The 14,389-nt window shown below is 63.9% G+C and carries 11 protein-coding genes; 10 read left to right on the top strand and 1 reads right to left on the bottom strand.

Features of this window, described 5'->3' with window-relative positions; translation table 11 throughout:
• Positions 1-3 precede the first annotated feature (3 nt).
• The 9 genes from murD (at position 4) to lpxC (ending at position 10,446) form a co-directional block, all read left to right on the top strand.
• Entirely contained in the window at positions 4-1,350 is a 1,347-nt protein-coding gene (gene murD / locus CAG34_RS20750; RefSeq protein ID WP_039613069.1) for a UDP-N-acetylmuramoyl-L-alanine--D-glutamate ligase, read from the top strand.
• A complete protein-coding gene (ftsW, locus tag CAG34_RS20745) occupies positions 1,347-2,561 on the top strand; it encodes a putative lipid II flippase FtsW (RefSeq protein WP_025340546.1) in 1,215 nt (404 codons plus the stop codon). The genes murD and ftsW overlap by 4 nt, the downstream gene beginning before the upstream one ends.
• Entirely contained in the window at positions 2,551-3,630 is a 1,080-nt protein-coding gene (murG, locus tag CAG34_RS20740) for an undecaprenyldiphospho-muramoylpentapeptide beta-N-acetylglucosaminyltransferase (protein WP_085592134.1), read from the top strand. The genes ftsW and murG overlap by 11 nt, the downstream gene beginning before the upstream one ends.
• On the top strand, positions 3,623-5,071 hold the full coding sequence (murC, locus tag CAG34_RS20735) for a UDP-N-acetylmuramate--L-alanine ligase (protein WP_013974110.1): 1,449 nt from the start codon (positions 3,623-3,625) through the stop codon (positions 5,069-5,071). Before murG ends, murC begins: the two co-directional genes overlap by 8 nt.
• Complete coding sequence (locus CAG34_RS20730; RefSeq protein ID WP_085592132.1) at positions 5,068-6,024, top strand: D-alanine--D-alanine ligase; 957 nt, start codon at positions 5,068-5,070, stop codon at positions 6,022-6,024. Before murC ends, CAG34_RS20730 begins: the two co-directional genes overlap by 4 nt.
• 5 nt (positions 6,025-6,029) lie before the next feature.
• The gene (locus tag CAG34_RS20725; protein ID WP_085592130.1) at positions 6,030-6,899 is read left to right on the top strand and encodes a cell division protein FtsQ/DivIB; all 870 of its coding nucleotides are present in this window, start codon (positions 6,030-6,032) and stop codon (positions 6,897-6,899) included.
• A 14-nt stretch (positions 6,900-6,913) separates the two neighbouring features.
• Complete coding sequence (ftsA, locus tag CAG34_RS20720) at positions 6,914-8,170, top strand: cell division protein FtsA (RefSeq protein WP_015271706.1); 1,257 nt, start codon at positions 6,914-6,916, stop codon at positions 8,168-8,170.
• Between the two features lie 55 nt (positions 8,171-8,225).
• Positions 8,226-9,422, top strand: coding sequence for a cell division protein FtsZ (gene ftsZ / locus CAG34_RS20715; protein ID WP_003251871.1), 1,197 nt, complete (start codon positions 8,226-8,228; stop codon positions 9,420-9,422).
• A gap of 112 nt (positions 9,423-9,534) precedes the next feature.
• Positions 9,535-10,446 carry a UDP-3-O-acyl-N-acetylglucosamine deacetylase gene (gene lpxC / locus CAG34_RS20710; RefSeq protein WP_003260771.1) on the top strand — a complete coding sequence of 304 codons (912 nt, stop codon included), beginning with the start codon at positions 9,535-9,537 and terminating at the stop codon, positions 10,444-10,446.
• Positions 10,447-10,636: 190 nt separating this feature from the next.
• Here the strand turns inward: lpxC and CAG34_RS20705 are convergent, their stop codons facing one another.
• Positions 10,637-11,092 (bottom strand): DUF721 domain-containing protein, encoded by a 456-nt coding sequence (locus tag CAG34_RS20705; protein ID WP_085592128.1) that lies wholly within the window; start codon positions 11,090-11,092, stop codon positions 10,637-10,639.
• Positions 11,093-11,484: 392 nt separating this feature from the next.
• Between CAG34_RS20705 and secA the strand changes: the two genes are divergently transcribed.
• Positions 11,485-14,220, top strand: coding sequence for a preprotein translocase subunit SecA (gene secA, locus CAG34_RS20695; RefSeq protein WP_075046258.1), 2,736 nt, complete (start codon positions 11,485-11,487; stop codon positions 14,218-14,220).
• The last annotated feature ends 169 nt before the right edge of the window (positions 14,221-14,389 follow it).

Raw genomic sequence — 14,389 nt, 5'->3', positions numbered from 1 at the left:
AGCGTGTCCCTGATCGCTTCCGACCAATTCCGCATCGTTGTCGGCCTCGGCAAGAGCGGCATGTCCCTGGTTCGCTTCCTGGCGAGCCGGGGCATTGCCTTTGCGGTCGCCGACACCCGCGAGCAACCGCCGGAACTGGACACCCTGCGCCGTGATTACCCGCAGGTGGAAGTGCGCTGTGGTGAACTGGACGTGGACTTCCTGTGCCGCGCCAACGAGCTGTACGTCAGCCCCGGCCTGGCCCTGGCCACCCCGGCCCTGCAGCAGGCGGCCGCGCGTGGCGTGAAGCTGTCCGGTGACATCGAACTGTTCGCCCGCCACGCCAAGGCTCCGATCATTGCCATCAGCGGCTCCAACGCCAAGAGCACCGTCACCACCCTGGTTGGCGAAATGGCCGCCAAGGCGGGCAAGCGCGTGGCGGTGGGCGGCAACCTCGGTACCCCGGCGCTGGACCTGCTGGCCGATGACGTCGAGCTGTACGTGCTGGAACTGTCCAGCTTCCAGCTGGAAACCACCGACCAGCTCAACGCCGAAGTGGCCACCGTGCTGAACATCAGCGAAGACCACATGGACCGCTACAGCGGCCTGCCGGCCTACCACCTGGCCAAGCACCGGATCTTCCGTGGTGCCCGCCAGGTCGTGGTCAACCGCCAGGACGCCCTGAGCCGGCCGCTGCCGGTGGAAGGCCGCCCATGCTGGACCTTCGGCCTCAACCAGCCGGACTTCAAGGCCTTCGGCCTGCGCGAAGTGGACGGCGAGAAATACCTGGCGTTCGAGTTCCAGGCGCTGATGCCGGCGCGTGAGCTGAAGATTCGTGGCGCCCACAACCAGAGCAACGCCCTGGCGGCACTGGCCCTGGGGCATGCTGCCGGCCTGCCGTTCGAACCGATGCTCGAGGCACTGCGCGAGTTCGGCGGCCTGGCCCACCGTTGCCAGTGGGTGCGCGAGCGTAACGGCGTTAACTGGTACGACGATTCCAAGGCCACCAACGTTGGTGCTGCCCTGGCCGCCATCGAAGGCCTGGGTGCCGACATCGAAGGCAAGCTGGTGCTGATCGCCGGTGGCGATGGCAAGGGCGCCGACTTCGCCGCGCTGCGCGAGCCGGTCAAGCGCTTCTGCCGTGCCGTGGTACTGCTTGGCCGTGATGCCGAGCGCCTGGCCGAAGCCCTGGGCGATGGCGTGCAACTGGTCCGCGTGAAGACCCTCGACGACGCCGTGCAGCAATGCGCCGAACTGGCCCAGGCGGGTGATGCCGTGCTGCTGTCGCCGGCGTGCGCCAGCCTCGACATGTTCAAGAACTTCGAAGAACGCGGGCGCCTGTTCGCCCAGGCAGCGGGAGGCCTTGCATGATCTTCGGCATCCTCAAGCCCTATCCGTCGCCGCTGATCAGCGGCCGTGGCATCGACCTGGACTTCGCGATGCTTGCCGGCTGCCTGGCATTGCTGGGCCTGGGCCTGGTGATGATCACCTCGGCGTCCTCGGAAGTGGCTGCGGTGCAGTCGGGCAACCCGCTTTACCACATGTTCCGCCACCTGGTGTACGTGTTCCTCGGCCTGGTCGCCTGTGGCGCCACCATGCTGGTACCGATCGCCACCTGGCAGCGCATGGGCTTCATGATGCTGCTGGGTGCCTTCGGCCTGCTGGTACTGGTGCTGGTGCCGGGTATCGGCCGCGAAGTGAACGGCTCCATGCGCTGGATCGGCTTCAGCTTCTTCAACGTGCAGCCTTCGGAAATTGCCAAGGTGTTCGTGGTCGTCTACCTGGCCGGCTACCTGGTGCGCCGGCAGACCGAGGTACGCGAAACCTGGATGGGCTTCTTCAAGCCGTTCATCGTGCTGCTGCCCATGGCTGCCCTGCTGCTGATGGAGCCGGACTTCGGTGCCACCGTGGTGATGATGGGCGCGGCGGCGGCCATGCTGTTCCTCGGCGGGGTGGGGCTGTTCCGCTTCAGCCTGATGGTGGTGTTGGCGGTGGTCGCGGTGTTCGTCCTGGTACAGGCGCAGCCTTACCGGATGGCGCGCCTGATTACCTTTACCGACCCGTGGTCCGACCAGTTCGGCTCGGGCTACCAGCTGACCCAGGCGCTGATTGCCTTCGGCCGTGGCGAGTGGCTGGGCGTTGGCCTGGGCAACAGCGTGCAGAAGCAGTTCTACCTGCCTGAAGCGCACACCGACTTCGTGTTCTCGGTACTGGCCGAAGAACTCGGCGTGGTCGGCTCGCTGCTGACTATCGCGCTGTTCGTATTCGTGACTGTACGTGCCCTGTATATCGGCCTGTGGGCGGAAAAAGCCAAGCAGTTCTTTGCCGCTTATGTTGCCTTCGGCCTGGCCTTCCTGTGGATCGGCCAGTTCCTGATCAACATCGGTGTGAACGTCGGTCTGCTGCCGACCAAGGGCCTGACCCTGCCGTTCCTAAGCTACGGGGGCAGCTCGCTGGTGATCTGCTGTGCCTGCGTGGGCCTGTTGCTGCGTATCGAGTGGGAAAGCCGCACGCACCTGGGCAGTGAGGAGCACGAATTCAGCGAAAGCGATTTTGCCGAGGAGACCAATCATGGCCGCTGACGGCAAGAACGTACTGATCATGGCGGGCGGCACCGGGGGCCACGTGTTCCCGGCCCTGGCCTGCGCCCGTGAATTCCAGGCGCGCGGCTACAGCGTGCACTGGCTGGGCACCCCGCGCGGTATCGAGAATGAACTGGTGCCCCAGGCCGGCCTGCCGCTGCACCTGATCCAGGTCAGTGGCCTGCGCGGCAAGAGCAAGCTGTCGTTGCTCAAGGCACCGTTCACCCTGGTCAAGGCCGTGTTGCAGGCGCGGCGTATCGTGCGTGAGCTCAAGCCGGTATGCGTGGTCGGCTTCGGTGGTTATGTGACTGGCCCCGGCGGCGTGGCCGCACGCCTGTGCGGCGTACCGCTGGTGATCCACGAGCAGAACGCCCGCGCCGGTACCACCAACCGCTTGCTGCTGCCGTTGGCTGCGCGTGTGTGCGAAGCCTTCCCGGCCACCTTCGCCGCCAGCGACAAACTGCGCACCACCGGCAACCCGGTGCGCCCGGAACTGTTCATGGACGCCCTGCGCGCGCCCCTGGCCGAGCGCCGTGCGCGCCTGCTGGTGATGGGCGGCAGCCTGGGTTCGGAACCATTGAACAAATTGTTGCCTAAGGCCCTGTCCGAAGTGCCCGCCGCGCTGCGGCCAGAGGTATTCCACCAGGCCGGCAAGCAACACGCGCCGGCCACCGCCGAGCGTTATCACGAGGCGGGCGTCGAGGCTCAGGTAGAGCCCTTCATCAAGGACATGGCCCAAGCCTATGGCTGGGCCGACATTGTGGTGTGCCGGGCCGGCGCCCTGACCGTCAGCGAGCTGGCGGCAGCGGGCCTGCCTTCGATGCTGGTGCCATTGCCCCACGCGATCGACGACCACCAGACCCACAACGCCCAATATCTGGCCCGGGAAGGCGCTGCCTTCCTGATGCCACAAGCGACAACTGGCGCAGCGCAGCTCGCTGAACGCCTGAACGAGGTGCTGATGCAACCCGAGAAACTCAACGTCATGGCAGGCACCGCACGGCGCCTGGCCAAACCTGCCGCAACCAGCACCGTGGTCGATATCTGCCTGGAGGTGGCCCATGGTTGAGAGCCAGAAAGCCATGCCCCAGCCGAAGATGGGCCGTATCCGCCGTATCCACTTCGTCGGTATCGGCGGCGTGGGCATGTGCGGCATTGCCGAAGTGTTGCTGAACCTGGGCTATGAAGTGTCCGGTTCCGACCTGAAGGCCTCGCCGGTCACCGAGCGCCTGGAATCGTTCGGCGCCGAGATCTTCGTCGGCCACCGCGCCGAGAACGCCGCCACCGCTGATGTGCTGGTGGTGTCCAGCGCCATCAATCCGGCCAACCCGGAAGTCGCCACCGCCCTCGAGCGGCGCATTCCGGTGGTGCCGCGTGCCGAGATGCTCGCCGAGCTGATGCGCTATCGCCATGGCGTGGCCGTTGCCGGCACCCACGGCAAGACCACCACCACCAGCCTGCTGGCCTCGGTGTTCGCCGCTGGCGGCCTGGACCCGACCTTCGTCATCGGTGGCCGCCTGACCGCGGCCGGCACCAATGCCCAGTTGGGTACCAGCCGCTACCTGATTGCCGAAGCGGACGAGAGCGATGCCAGCTTCCTGCACCTGCAGCCGATGGTTGCCGTGGTCACCAACATCGACGCCGACCACATGGCGACCTACGAAGGTGACTTCAACAAACTGAAGAAAACCTTCGTCGAGTTCCTGCACAACCTGCCGTTCTACGGCCTGGCCGTGATGTGCCTGGACGACCCGGTAGTGCGCGAGATCCTGCCACAGGTCAAGCGCCCGACCGTGACCTATGGCTTCAGCGACGAGGCCGACATCCGCGCCATCAATGTGCGCCAGATGGGCATGCAGACCCACTTCACCGTGCTGCGTCGCGACCGCGAGCCGCTGGAGGTTTCGGTGAACATGCCCGGCAACCACAACGTGCTCAACGCCTTGGCCACCATCGCCATCGCCACCGACGAAGGCATCACCGACGAAGCCATCGTCCAGGGCCTGTCCGGCTTCCAGGGCGTCGGCCGCCGCTTCCAGGTGTACGGCGAGCTGCCGGTCGAAGGCGGCAGCGTGATGCTGGTCGACGACTACGGCCACCACCCGACCGAAGTGGCTGCAGTGATCCAGGCCGTGCGCGGCGGTTGGCCAAGCCGTCGTCTGGTGATCGTCTACCAGCCGCACCGCTACAGCCGTACCCGCGACCTGTACGACGATTTCGTCCAGGTGCTGGGCGATGCCAACGTGCTGCTGCTGATGGAGGTCTACCCGGCCGGCGAAGAGCCGATCCCCGGCGCCGACAGCCGCCAGCTGTGCCACAGCATCCGCCAGCGCGGCAAGCTGGACCCGATCTACATCGAGCGTGGCGTCGACCTGGCGCCGCTGGTCAAGCCACTGCTGCGCGCTGGCGACATCCTGATCTGCCAGGGTGCCGGTGATGTCGGCGGCCTGGCCCCTCAATTGATGAAAAGCCCGCTGTTCGCTGGCGCCAAGCAGGAGAAGTCGAAATGACCAGCGCCTACGACAAACTGCACTCGACCCTGGACGTCAAGGCGTTCGGCCGCGTCGCGGTGCTTTACGGCGGCAAGAGCGCCGAGCGCGAAGTGTCGCTCAAGTCCGGTGCCGCAGTGATCGACGCGCTGACCACCGCCGGTGTCGACGTGGTCGCCATCGACGTGGGTGACGACCTGCTCGAGCGCCTGCAAAGCGAGAAGATCGACCGCGCCTTCATCATCCTCCACGGCCGTGGCGGTGAAGACGGCAGCATGCAAGGCCTGCTCGAGTGCCTGGGCATCCCCTACACCGGTAGTGGCATCCTTGCCTCGGCACTGGCCATGGACAAGCTGCGCACCAAGCAGGTGTGGCAGAGCCTGGGTATTCCGACCCCGCGCCACGCGGTGCTGGCGAGCGAAAGCGATTGTTTGCAGGCCAGTACGGAACTGGGCTTCCCGCTTATCGTCAAACCCGCCCATGAAGGTTCCAGCATCGGCATGGCCAAGGTGAACAGCGCCCAGGAACTGGTCGCCGCCTGGCAGGATGCCGCCCGATACGATTCCCAGGTACTGGTGGAGCAGTGGATCCACGGGCCGGAGTTCACCGTTGCGGTATTGCGCGGCCAGGTGCTGCCGCCGATCGCCCTGGGTACGCCGCACGTGTTCTACGACTACGACGCCAAGTACATCGCCAACGATACCCAGTACCGCATTCCGTGCGGCCTGGACAGCGTCAAGGAACAAGAACTGATCGACCTGACCGCACGTGCCTGCGATGCCATCGGCATCGAAGGCTGGGGGCGGCTGGACGTGATGCAGGACGAGCAGGGCCGGTTCTGGCTGCTCGAAGTCAACACCGCACCCGGCATGACCGACCATAGCCTGGTGCCCATGGCGGCCCGCGCGGCCGGCCTGGACTTCCAGCAACTGGTGCTGGCGATCCTGGCCGAAAGCGTGGCGACGCGAGGTTAACAACCATGCAAGGCGCAATGATACGTCAGCAGCAACCCGTTACCGGCCGTAGCAAGCCGGTGCCGCGTGGTGCCAGCCGGCTGGTGGCCGACGAGCCCGTATCGGCGCGCCTGCCGCGGCCAAGCCTGGGTGGTCTCAAGCGCCTGCTGTGGCCGGTGCTGCTGGTGGTGGCCGGGTTTGGCGCCTACGAGGGCGCCATTCGCCTGATGCCGTACGCCGACCGGCCGATCACCAAGATCGACGTGCAGGGCGACCTCAGCTACATCAGCCAGCAGTCGGTGCAGCAGCGTATCGCGCCCTACGTGGCAGCGAGCTTCTTCAGTGTCGACCTGCCGGCGATGCGCGCAGAGCTCGAGCAGATGCCGTGGATCGCCCACGCCGAAGTGCGCCGGGTGTGGCCCGACGAGGTGGTGATCCGCCTGGAAGAACAGTTGCCGGTGGCGCGCTGGGGTGACGAAGCCTTGCTCAACAACCAGGGCCAGGCCTTCACTCCGCGCGAACTGGCCAACTACGAGCACCTGCCGCAGCTGGCCGGGCCGCAGCGTGCTCAGCAACAAGTGATGCAGCAGTATCAGGTATTGAGCCAGATGCTGCGCCCCCTGGGCTTTTCCATCGCTCGCCTGGAGCTGCGCGAGCGAGGCAGCTGGTTCCTGACCACGGGCGCAAGCAGCGCCGGGCCGGGCATCGAGCTGCTGCTGGGGCGCGACCATCTGGTGGAGAAGATGCGCCGTTTCATTGCCATTTACGACAAGACACTCAAAGACCAGATCAGCACTATCGCCCGCATTGATCTGCGTTACTCCAACGGACTTGCCGTTGGTTGGCGGGAACCGATTGCACCGACGACGGCCCAACCCGCCGTTGCGAAGAATTAGAGAGAGGCAGGACCATGGCAAACGCGCATAGCGGCAAAATGATCGTCGGGCTGGACATCGGCACCTCCAAGGTGGTGGCGCTGGTGGGTGAAGTGGGCGAGGACGGCACCCTGGAAATCGTCGGGATCGGTACCCATCCGTCCCGCGGCCTGAAAAAAGGCGTGGTGGTGAACATCGAGTCCACCGTGCAGTCGATCCAGCGCGCCGTGGAAGAAGCGCAGCTGATGGCCGGCTGCCGCATCCACTCGGCCTTCGTCGGCGTGGCCGGCAACCACATCCGCAGCCTGAACTCCCACGGCATCGTCGCCATCCGCGACCGCGAGGTCAGCCTGGCCGACCTGGAGCGCGTACTCGACGCCGCCCAGGCCGTTGCCATCCCGGCTGACCAGCGCGTGCTGCACACCCTGCCGCAGGACTACGTGATCGACAACCAGGAAGGCGTGCGCGAGCCGCTGGGCATGTCTGGCGTACGTCTGGAAGCCAAGGTCCACGTGGTCACCTGCGCGGTCAACGCGGCGCAGAACATCGAAAAATGCGTACGCCGCTGCGGCCTGGAAATCGACGACATCATCCTCGAGCAGCTGGCCTCGGCCTACTCGGTGCTGACCGACGATGAAAAAGAGCTGGGCGTGTGCCTGGTGGACATCGGTGGTGGCACCACCGACATCGCCATCTTCACCGAGGGCGCGATCCGTCACACCGCGGTGATCCCGATTGCCGGCGACCAGGTGACCAACGACATCGCCATGGCCCTGCGTACCCCGACCCAGTACGCCGAAGAAATCAAGATCCGCTACGCCTGCGCCCTGGCCAAACTGGCTGGCGCCGGCGAGACCATCAAGGTGCCAAGCGTGGGTGATCGCCCACCGCGCGAGCTGTCGCGCCAGGCCCTGGCCGAGGTGGTGGAGCCACGTTACGACGAGCTCTTCACCCTGATCCAGGCCGAACTGCGCCGCAGCGGCTACGAGGACCTGGTGCCGGCCGGCATCGTCCTCACCGGTGGCACCGCCAAGATGGAAGGCGCCGTGGAACTGGCCGAGGAAATCTTCCACATGCCGGTACGCCTGGGCGTGCCGCACAGCGTTCGGGGGCTCAGCGACGTGGTTCGCAACCCGATCTATTCCACCGGCGTGGGCTTGCTCACCTACGGCCTGCAGAAGCAGACCGAAGACCTGCCCCTGACCGGTAACAGCAGCAACAACAGCTATGGCGATGAACCGAAGGCTCCAGTGCTTGAACGCTTCAAGCGCTGGGTCCAGGGCAATTTCTAAGTTTCAAAGCAGTAGTGGTAGGCGCGACAACTAGAGAACTGTAAGGAGAGGGAAAATGTTCGAGCTCGTAGACAACGTCCCGCAAAGCCCGGTCATCAAAGTGATCGGTGTTGGCGGTGGTGGCGGCAACGCCGTCAACCACATGGTCAAGAGCAGCATCGAAGGCGTGGAATTCATCTGCGCCAACACCGATGCTCAGGCGCTGAAGAACATCGGCGCGCGCACCATCCTGCAATTGGGCACTGGCGTGACCAAGGGCCTGGGTGCCGGTGCCAATCCGGAAGTCGGCCGCCAGGCCGCGCTGGAAGACCGTGAGCGCATCGCTGAAGTGCTGCAGGGCACCAACATGGTGTTCATCACCACTGGCATGGGCGGCGGTACCGGTACCGGTGCAGCGCCGATCATCGCCGAAGTGGCCAAGGAAATGGGCATTCTCACCGTTGCCGTGGTGACCCGTCCGTTCCCGTTCGAAGGCCGCAAGCGCATGCAGATCGCCGATGAAGGCATCCGCATGCTGGCCGAAAGCGTCGACTCGTTGATCACCATCCCCAACGAGAAGCTGCTGACCATCCTGGGCAAGGATGCCAGCCTGCTGTCCGCCTTCGCCAAGGCCGACGACGTACTGGCCGGTGCCGTGCGCGGTATCTCCGATATCATCAAGCGCCCGGGCATGATCAACGTCGACTTCGCCGACGTGCGTACCGTGATGGGTGAAATGGGCATGGCCATGATGGGTACTGGCTGCGCCAGCGGCCCGAACCGTGCGCGTGAAGCCACCGAGGCAGCGATCCGCAACCCGCTGCTGGAAGACGTCAACCTGCAGGGCGCCCGCGGCATCCTGGTGAACATCACCGCAGGCCCTGACCTGTCGCTGGGCGAGTACTCCGACGTGGGTAGCATCATCGAAGCCTTCGCCTCCGACCACGCCATGGTCAAGGTCGGCACCGTGATCGACCCGGACATGCGTGACGAGCTGCACGTGACCGTAGTGGCCACCGGCCTGGGCGCGCGCATCGAGAAGCCTGTGAAGGTGGTCGACAACACCCTGCAGACTGCCCAGCAGGCATATGAGGCTTCCAACCCGGCTCCGGTTCGCCAGGAGCAGCCTGCGGTCAACTACCGTGACCTGGAGCGCCCGACCGTAATGCGCAACCAGGCCCATGCAGGTGCTGCTGCAGCCGCTAAACTGAACCCTCAGGATGACCTGGACTACCTCGATATCCCGGCATTCCTGCGTCGTCAGGCTGATTAATGGAATTTATCAGGGGTATAAAGGTGATTGGTATTCATCAAAGGTTGGGTCTGTTATCATCCCCAGCCTTTGTTGATACCTGTTCGCAATTTGCGCTGAAGCGGCCAATGCCATGATTAAACAACGCACCCTGAAGAATACCATCCGTGCCACAGGTGTCGGTCTGCACTCCGGGGAGAAGGTTTACCTGACCCTCAAGCCTGCACCTGTTGACACCGGCATCGTCTTCCGCCGCGCCGACCTCGACCCTGTGGTCGAAATCCCGGCGCGCGCGGCCAACGTCGGCGAGACAACCATGTCGACGACGCTGGTCAACGGTGACGTCAAGGTCGATACGGTCGAGCACCTGCTCTCCGCCATGGCGGGCCTGGGCATCGATAACGCCTACGTCGAGCTCTCCGCCTCGGAAGTGCCGATCATGGATGGCAGCGCCGGACCCTTTGTATTTCTGATTCAGTCTGCCGGCCTGGAAGAACAGGACGCAGCCAAGAAGTTCATCCGCATCCTGCGTGAGGTAACCGTGGAAGAGGGCGACAAGCGCGCCACTTTCCTGCCTTTCGACGGTTTCAAGGTGAGCTTCGAGATCGACTTCGATCATCCGGTCCTCAAGGGCCAGACCCAGAGTGCGGTCGTCGACTTCTCCAGCACCTCGTTCGTGAAGGAAGTCAGCCGCGCCCGTACCTTCGGTTTCATGCGTGACATCGAGTACCTGCGCAAGCACAACCTTGCGCTGGGTGGCAGTGTCGAGAACGCCATCGTGGTCGACGAGACCGGTGTGCTCAACGAAGACGGCCTTCGTTCCGATGACGAATTCGTCAAGCACAAGATCCTCGACGCCATTGGCGACCTTTATCTGCTGGGCAACAGCCTGATCGGCGAGTTCAAGGGCTACAAGTCCGGCCACGCGCTGAACAACCAGCTGTTGCGCAAGCTGATTGCCGAAACCGATGCCTGGGAAGTGGTCACCTTCGAAGATGCCAGCACGGCACCGATCTCGTACATGCGCCCTGTTGCGGCCGTGTAAGTTCGAACACTCTCTAGTTCATTAAGGCCACCTTCGGGTGGCCTTTTTTATGGCTGACGCATTTTGCCCGGCAGGTCCGGCCATTCGCGGGCACGCCCGCTCCCACAGGTCCTGCGCCGCTCCAGAGGCAGTGGGCACCCTGTGGGAGCGGGCGTGCCCGCGAATGGACTGCGCAGCAGTCCCGAAGGTGTCAGCGCTTGTCCTGGGCGTGAGCTGCCAGCCTTTCCAGTGCTGCGCGCAGCTTGGGGTCAGTGATGCCCTCGGCGGTATCGCGCAGGCTCTCGGCTGCGTTATTGGACAGTTCTGCAGCATGGCCACCACGCTTGGCTGGCACCAGCGGGGGCTGGACCTTGTACTGGATGCGCCTGAGGTTGGCGAACGCCTCCATGGCCTGTAATGCCGACATCAGGCGTTTCTGCTGATAGCGCAGGCGGGTTGCCCAGTGGCCGTCGGTTACCACCAGCAACAATGTGCCATCGCGCCACGACGCCACATGGCAGTGCTCGCGGGCGGCTGGTTGCAGCTGGCTTTCCAGCAGGCGCTGCAGGTGCTCCAGGCGTTCGGCCTGGTTCAGCAGCAGGCGCAGCGGGCGGACCTGGCGGAGCAGGGCCGAGGGCGGCTGGGCGGGGGAGGGTTTGTAGGCCATGGGTATGTGCATGAGGTTACAAGATCGGCAGTTTAACACCTCTTGTAGCCTGCACTGGCCTCTTCGCGGGCTTGCCCGCTCCCACAGGATCACCACAGGTCTCAAGTGTTGCGAAATACCTGTGGGAGCGGGCAAGCCCGCGAAGAGGCCCGTGCAGGCAACCAAGGACAAGACTCATTCTCGATACGTTTCATCTTCCCGAACCTTGAACTCAGGGAAAATGCCCCTATCTAAAACAAGCCCCCGCCAAAACGCTGTAAAAGCATCGTGGAAATCCACCACTTTCCTCACCATCGTTTCCGGGTAGAATGCTCGTTCGCATGCGGCCTCAGGGCTGCACGGGCGACTCATGGGGCCGCCCTCCATCCCTACGTGTGGAAGATCCTGCCGATATGTTTGCGCCTTTGTTAAAGAAACTTTTTGGAAGCAAGAACGAGCGTGAAGTCAAACGCATGCTCAAGACGGTGAACATCGTCAATGCTCTCGAAGAGAAGATGGTGGCCCTCTCCGACGAGCAACTGCGGGGCAAGACCGCAGAGTTCAAGGAGCGCCTGGCCAAAGGCGAGACACTGGACCAGTTGCTGCCTGAAGCCTTCGCCGTGGCCCGTGAGGCCGGCAAGCGCGTGATGGGCATGCGCCACTTCGACGTGCAGCTGATCGGTGGCATGACCCTGCACGAGGGCATGATCGCAGAAATGCGTACCGGTGAAGGCAAGACCTTGGTCGGTACCCTGGCCGTGTACCTCAACGCATTGTCTGGCAAGGGCGTGCACGTGGTCACCGTCAACGACTACCTGGCCCGCCGCGACGCCAACTGGATGCGCCCGCTGTACGAGTTCCTCGGCCTGTCGGTCGGCATCGTCTCGGCCTTCCAGCCGCCGGAAGAAAAGCGCGCCGCCTACGCGTCCGACATCACCTACGGCACCAACAACGAATTCGGTTTCGACTACCTGCGCGACAACATGGCGTTCAGCCAGGACGAGAAGTTCCAGCGTGAACTGAACTTCGCCGTGATCGACGAAGTCGACTCCATCCTCATCGACGAAGCGCGTACCCCGCTGATCATCTCCGGTCAGGCCGAGGACAGCTCCAAGCTGTACATCGAGATCAACCGTCTGATCCCGCGCCTTACCCAGCACATCGAAGAGGTCGAAGGCCAGGTCACCCAGGAAGGCCACTTCACCATCGACGAGAAGAGCCGTCAGGTCGAGCTGAACGAAGCCGGTCACCAGTTCATCGAAGAGATGCTCACCCAGTCCGGCCTGCTGGCCGAGGGCGAGAGCCTGTACTCGGCGCATAACCTGAGCCTGCTGACCCACGTCTACGCCGGCCTGCGCGCGCACAAGCTGTTCCACCGCAACATCGAATACATCGTCCAGGACGGCCAGGTCCTGCTGATCGACGAGCACACCGGCCGTACCATGCCGGGCCGTCGTCTGTCCGAAGGCCTGCACCAGGCCATCGAAGCCAAAGAGAACCTGAACATCCAGGCCGAGAGCCAGACCCTGGCTTCGACCACCTTCCAGAACTACTTCCGCCTCTACACCAAGCTGTCCGGCATGACCGGTACCGCCGACACCGAAGCGTTCGAGTTCCAGTCGATCTACGGGCTCAACGTGATGGTCATTCCGCCGAACAAGCCGTTGGCGCGTAAAGACTTCAACGACCTGGTGTACCTGACCGCCGACGAGAAATACGCCGCGATCATCGCCGACATCAAGGAAAGCATGAAGCAGGGCCGCCCGGTGCTGGTGGGTACTGCGACCATCGAAACCTCCGAGCACATGTCCAACCTCCTGAAGAAGGAAGGTATCGACCACAAGGTGCTCAACGCCAAGTACCACGAGAAGGAAGCCGAGATCATTGCGCAAGCCGGTGCGCCAGGTGCCCTGACCATCGCCACCAACATGGCCGGCCGTGGTACCGACATCCTGCTGGGCGGTAACTGGGAAGCCGAAGTGGCTGCCCTGGAAAACCCGACCGCCGAGCAGATCGCCCAGATCAAGGCCGACTGGCAGAAGCGTCACCAGCAGGTGATCGAGACGGGTGGCCTGCACGTGATCGCTTCCGAGCGCCACGAATCGCGCCGTATCGACAACCAGCTGCGTGGCCGTTCCGGCCGTCAGGGCGACCCGGGCTCCAGCCGCTTCTACCTGTCGCTGGAAGACAGCCTGATGCGTATCTTCGCCTCTGACCGGGTGAAGAACTTCATGAAGGCGCTGGGCATGCAGTCCGGCGAGGCCATCGAGCACCGCATGGTCACCAACGCCATCGAGAAGGCCCAGCGCAAGGTCGAAGGCCGCAACTTCGACATCCGCAAGCAGTTGCTGGAATACGACGACGTGGCCAACGAGCAGCGCAAGGTGATCTACCACATGCGCAACAGCCTGCTGGCCGCCGAGAACATTGGCGACACCATCGTCGAATTCCGCAAGGAAGTACTGGACGCTACCATCAGCCAGCACATTCCGCCGCAATCGCTGCCAGAGCAGTGGGACGTGGCCGGTCTGGAAGCTTCGCTTGCCAGCGATTTCGCCATGAAGCTGCCGATCCAGCAGTGGCTCGACGAGGACGATCACCTCTACGAAGAGACCCTGCGCGAGAAGCTGCTGAACGAAATCACCACCGCGTACACCGAGAAGGAAGACCAGGCCGGTATCGAAGCCCTGCGTACCTTCGAGAAGCAGATCCTGCTGCGCGTGCTGGATGACCTGTGGAAAGACCACCTGTCGACCATGGACCACCTGCGTCACGGTATCCACCTGCGTGGTTATGCGCAGAAGAACCCGAAGCAGGAGTACAAGCGCGAATCCTTCAGCCTGTTCCAGGAGCTGCTCGAGTCGATCAAGCGCGACACCATCCGTGTGCTGTCGCACGTTCAGGTACGCCGCGAAGACCCGGTCGAAGAGGAAGCCCGCCTGCGCCGCGAGGCCGAGGAACTGGCCAGCCGCATGCAGTTCCAGCATGCCGCTGCCCCGGGCCTGGAAAGCGAGCAACTGAACGAGGAGGGCGCCGAAGTGGCCGTCGCCTCGGCACCGGTGCGCAACGAGCAGAAGCTGGGCCGCAACGAGCCGTGCTGGTGTGGTTCGGGCAAGAAGTTCAAGCATTGCCACGGGCAGATCGAGTGATCTGACCTGAATTGGGGCCGCGGTGCGGCCCTATCGCGACACAAGGCCGCTCCCACAGGGATGGCGCACAGCCGCAACGCTGCGCCGTCCTATGTGGGAGCGGCCTTGTGTCGCGATGGGGCGCGAAGCGGCCCCGTTTTTCGATATCAACCGTATTTTCTAGGAGCGC

Source organism: Pseudomonas sp. B14(2017) (genome assembly GCF_002113255.1).
Classification (GTDB): domain Bacteria; phylum Pseudomonadota; class Gammaproteobacteria; order Pseudomonadales; family Pseudomonadaceae; genus Aquipseudomonas; species Aquipseudomonas putida_Z.
This window is presented reverse-complemented; position numbering and strand designations above follow the sequence as displayed.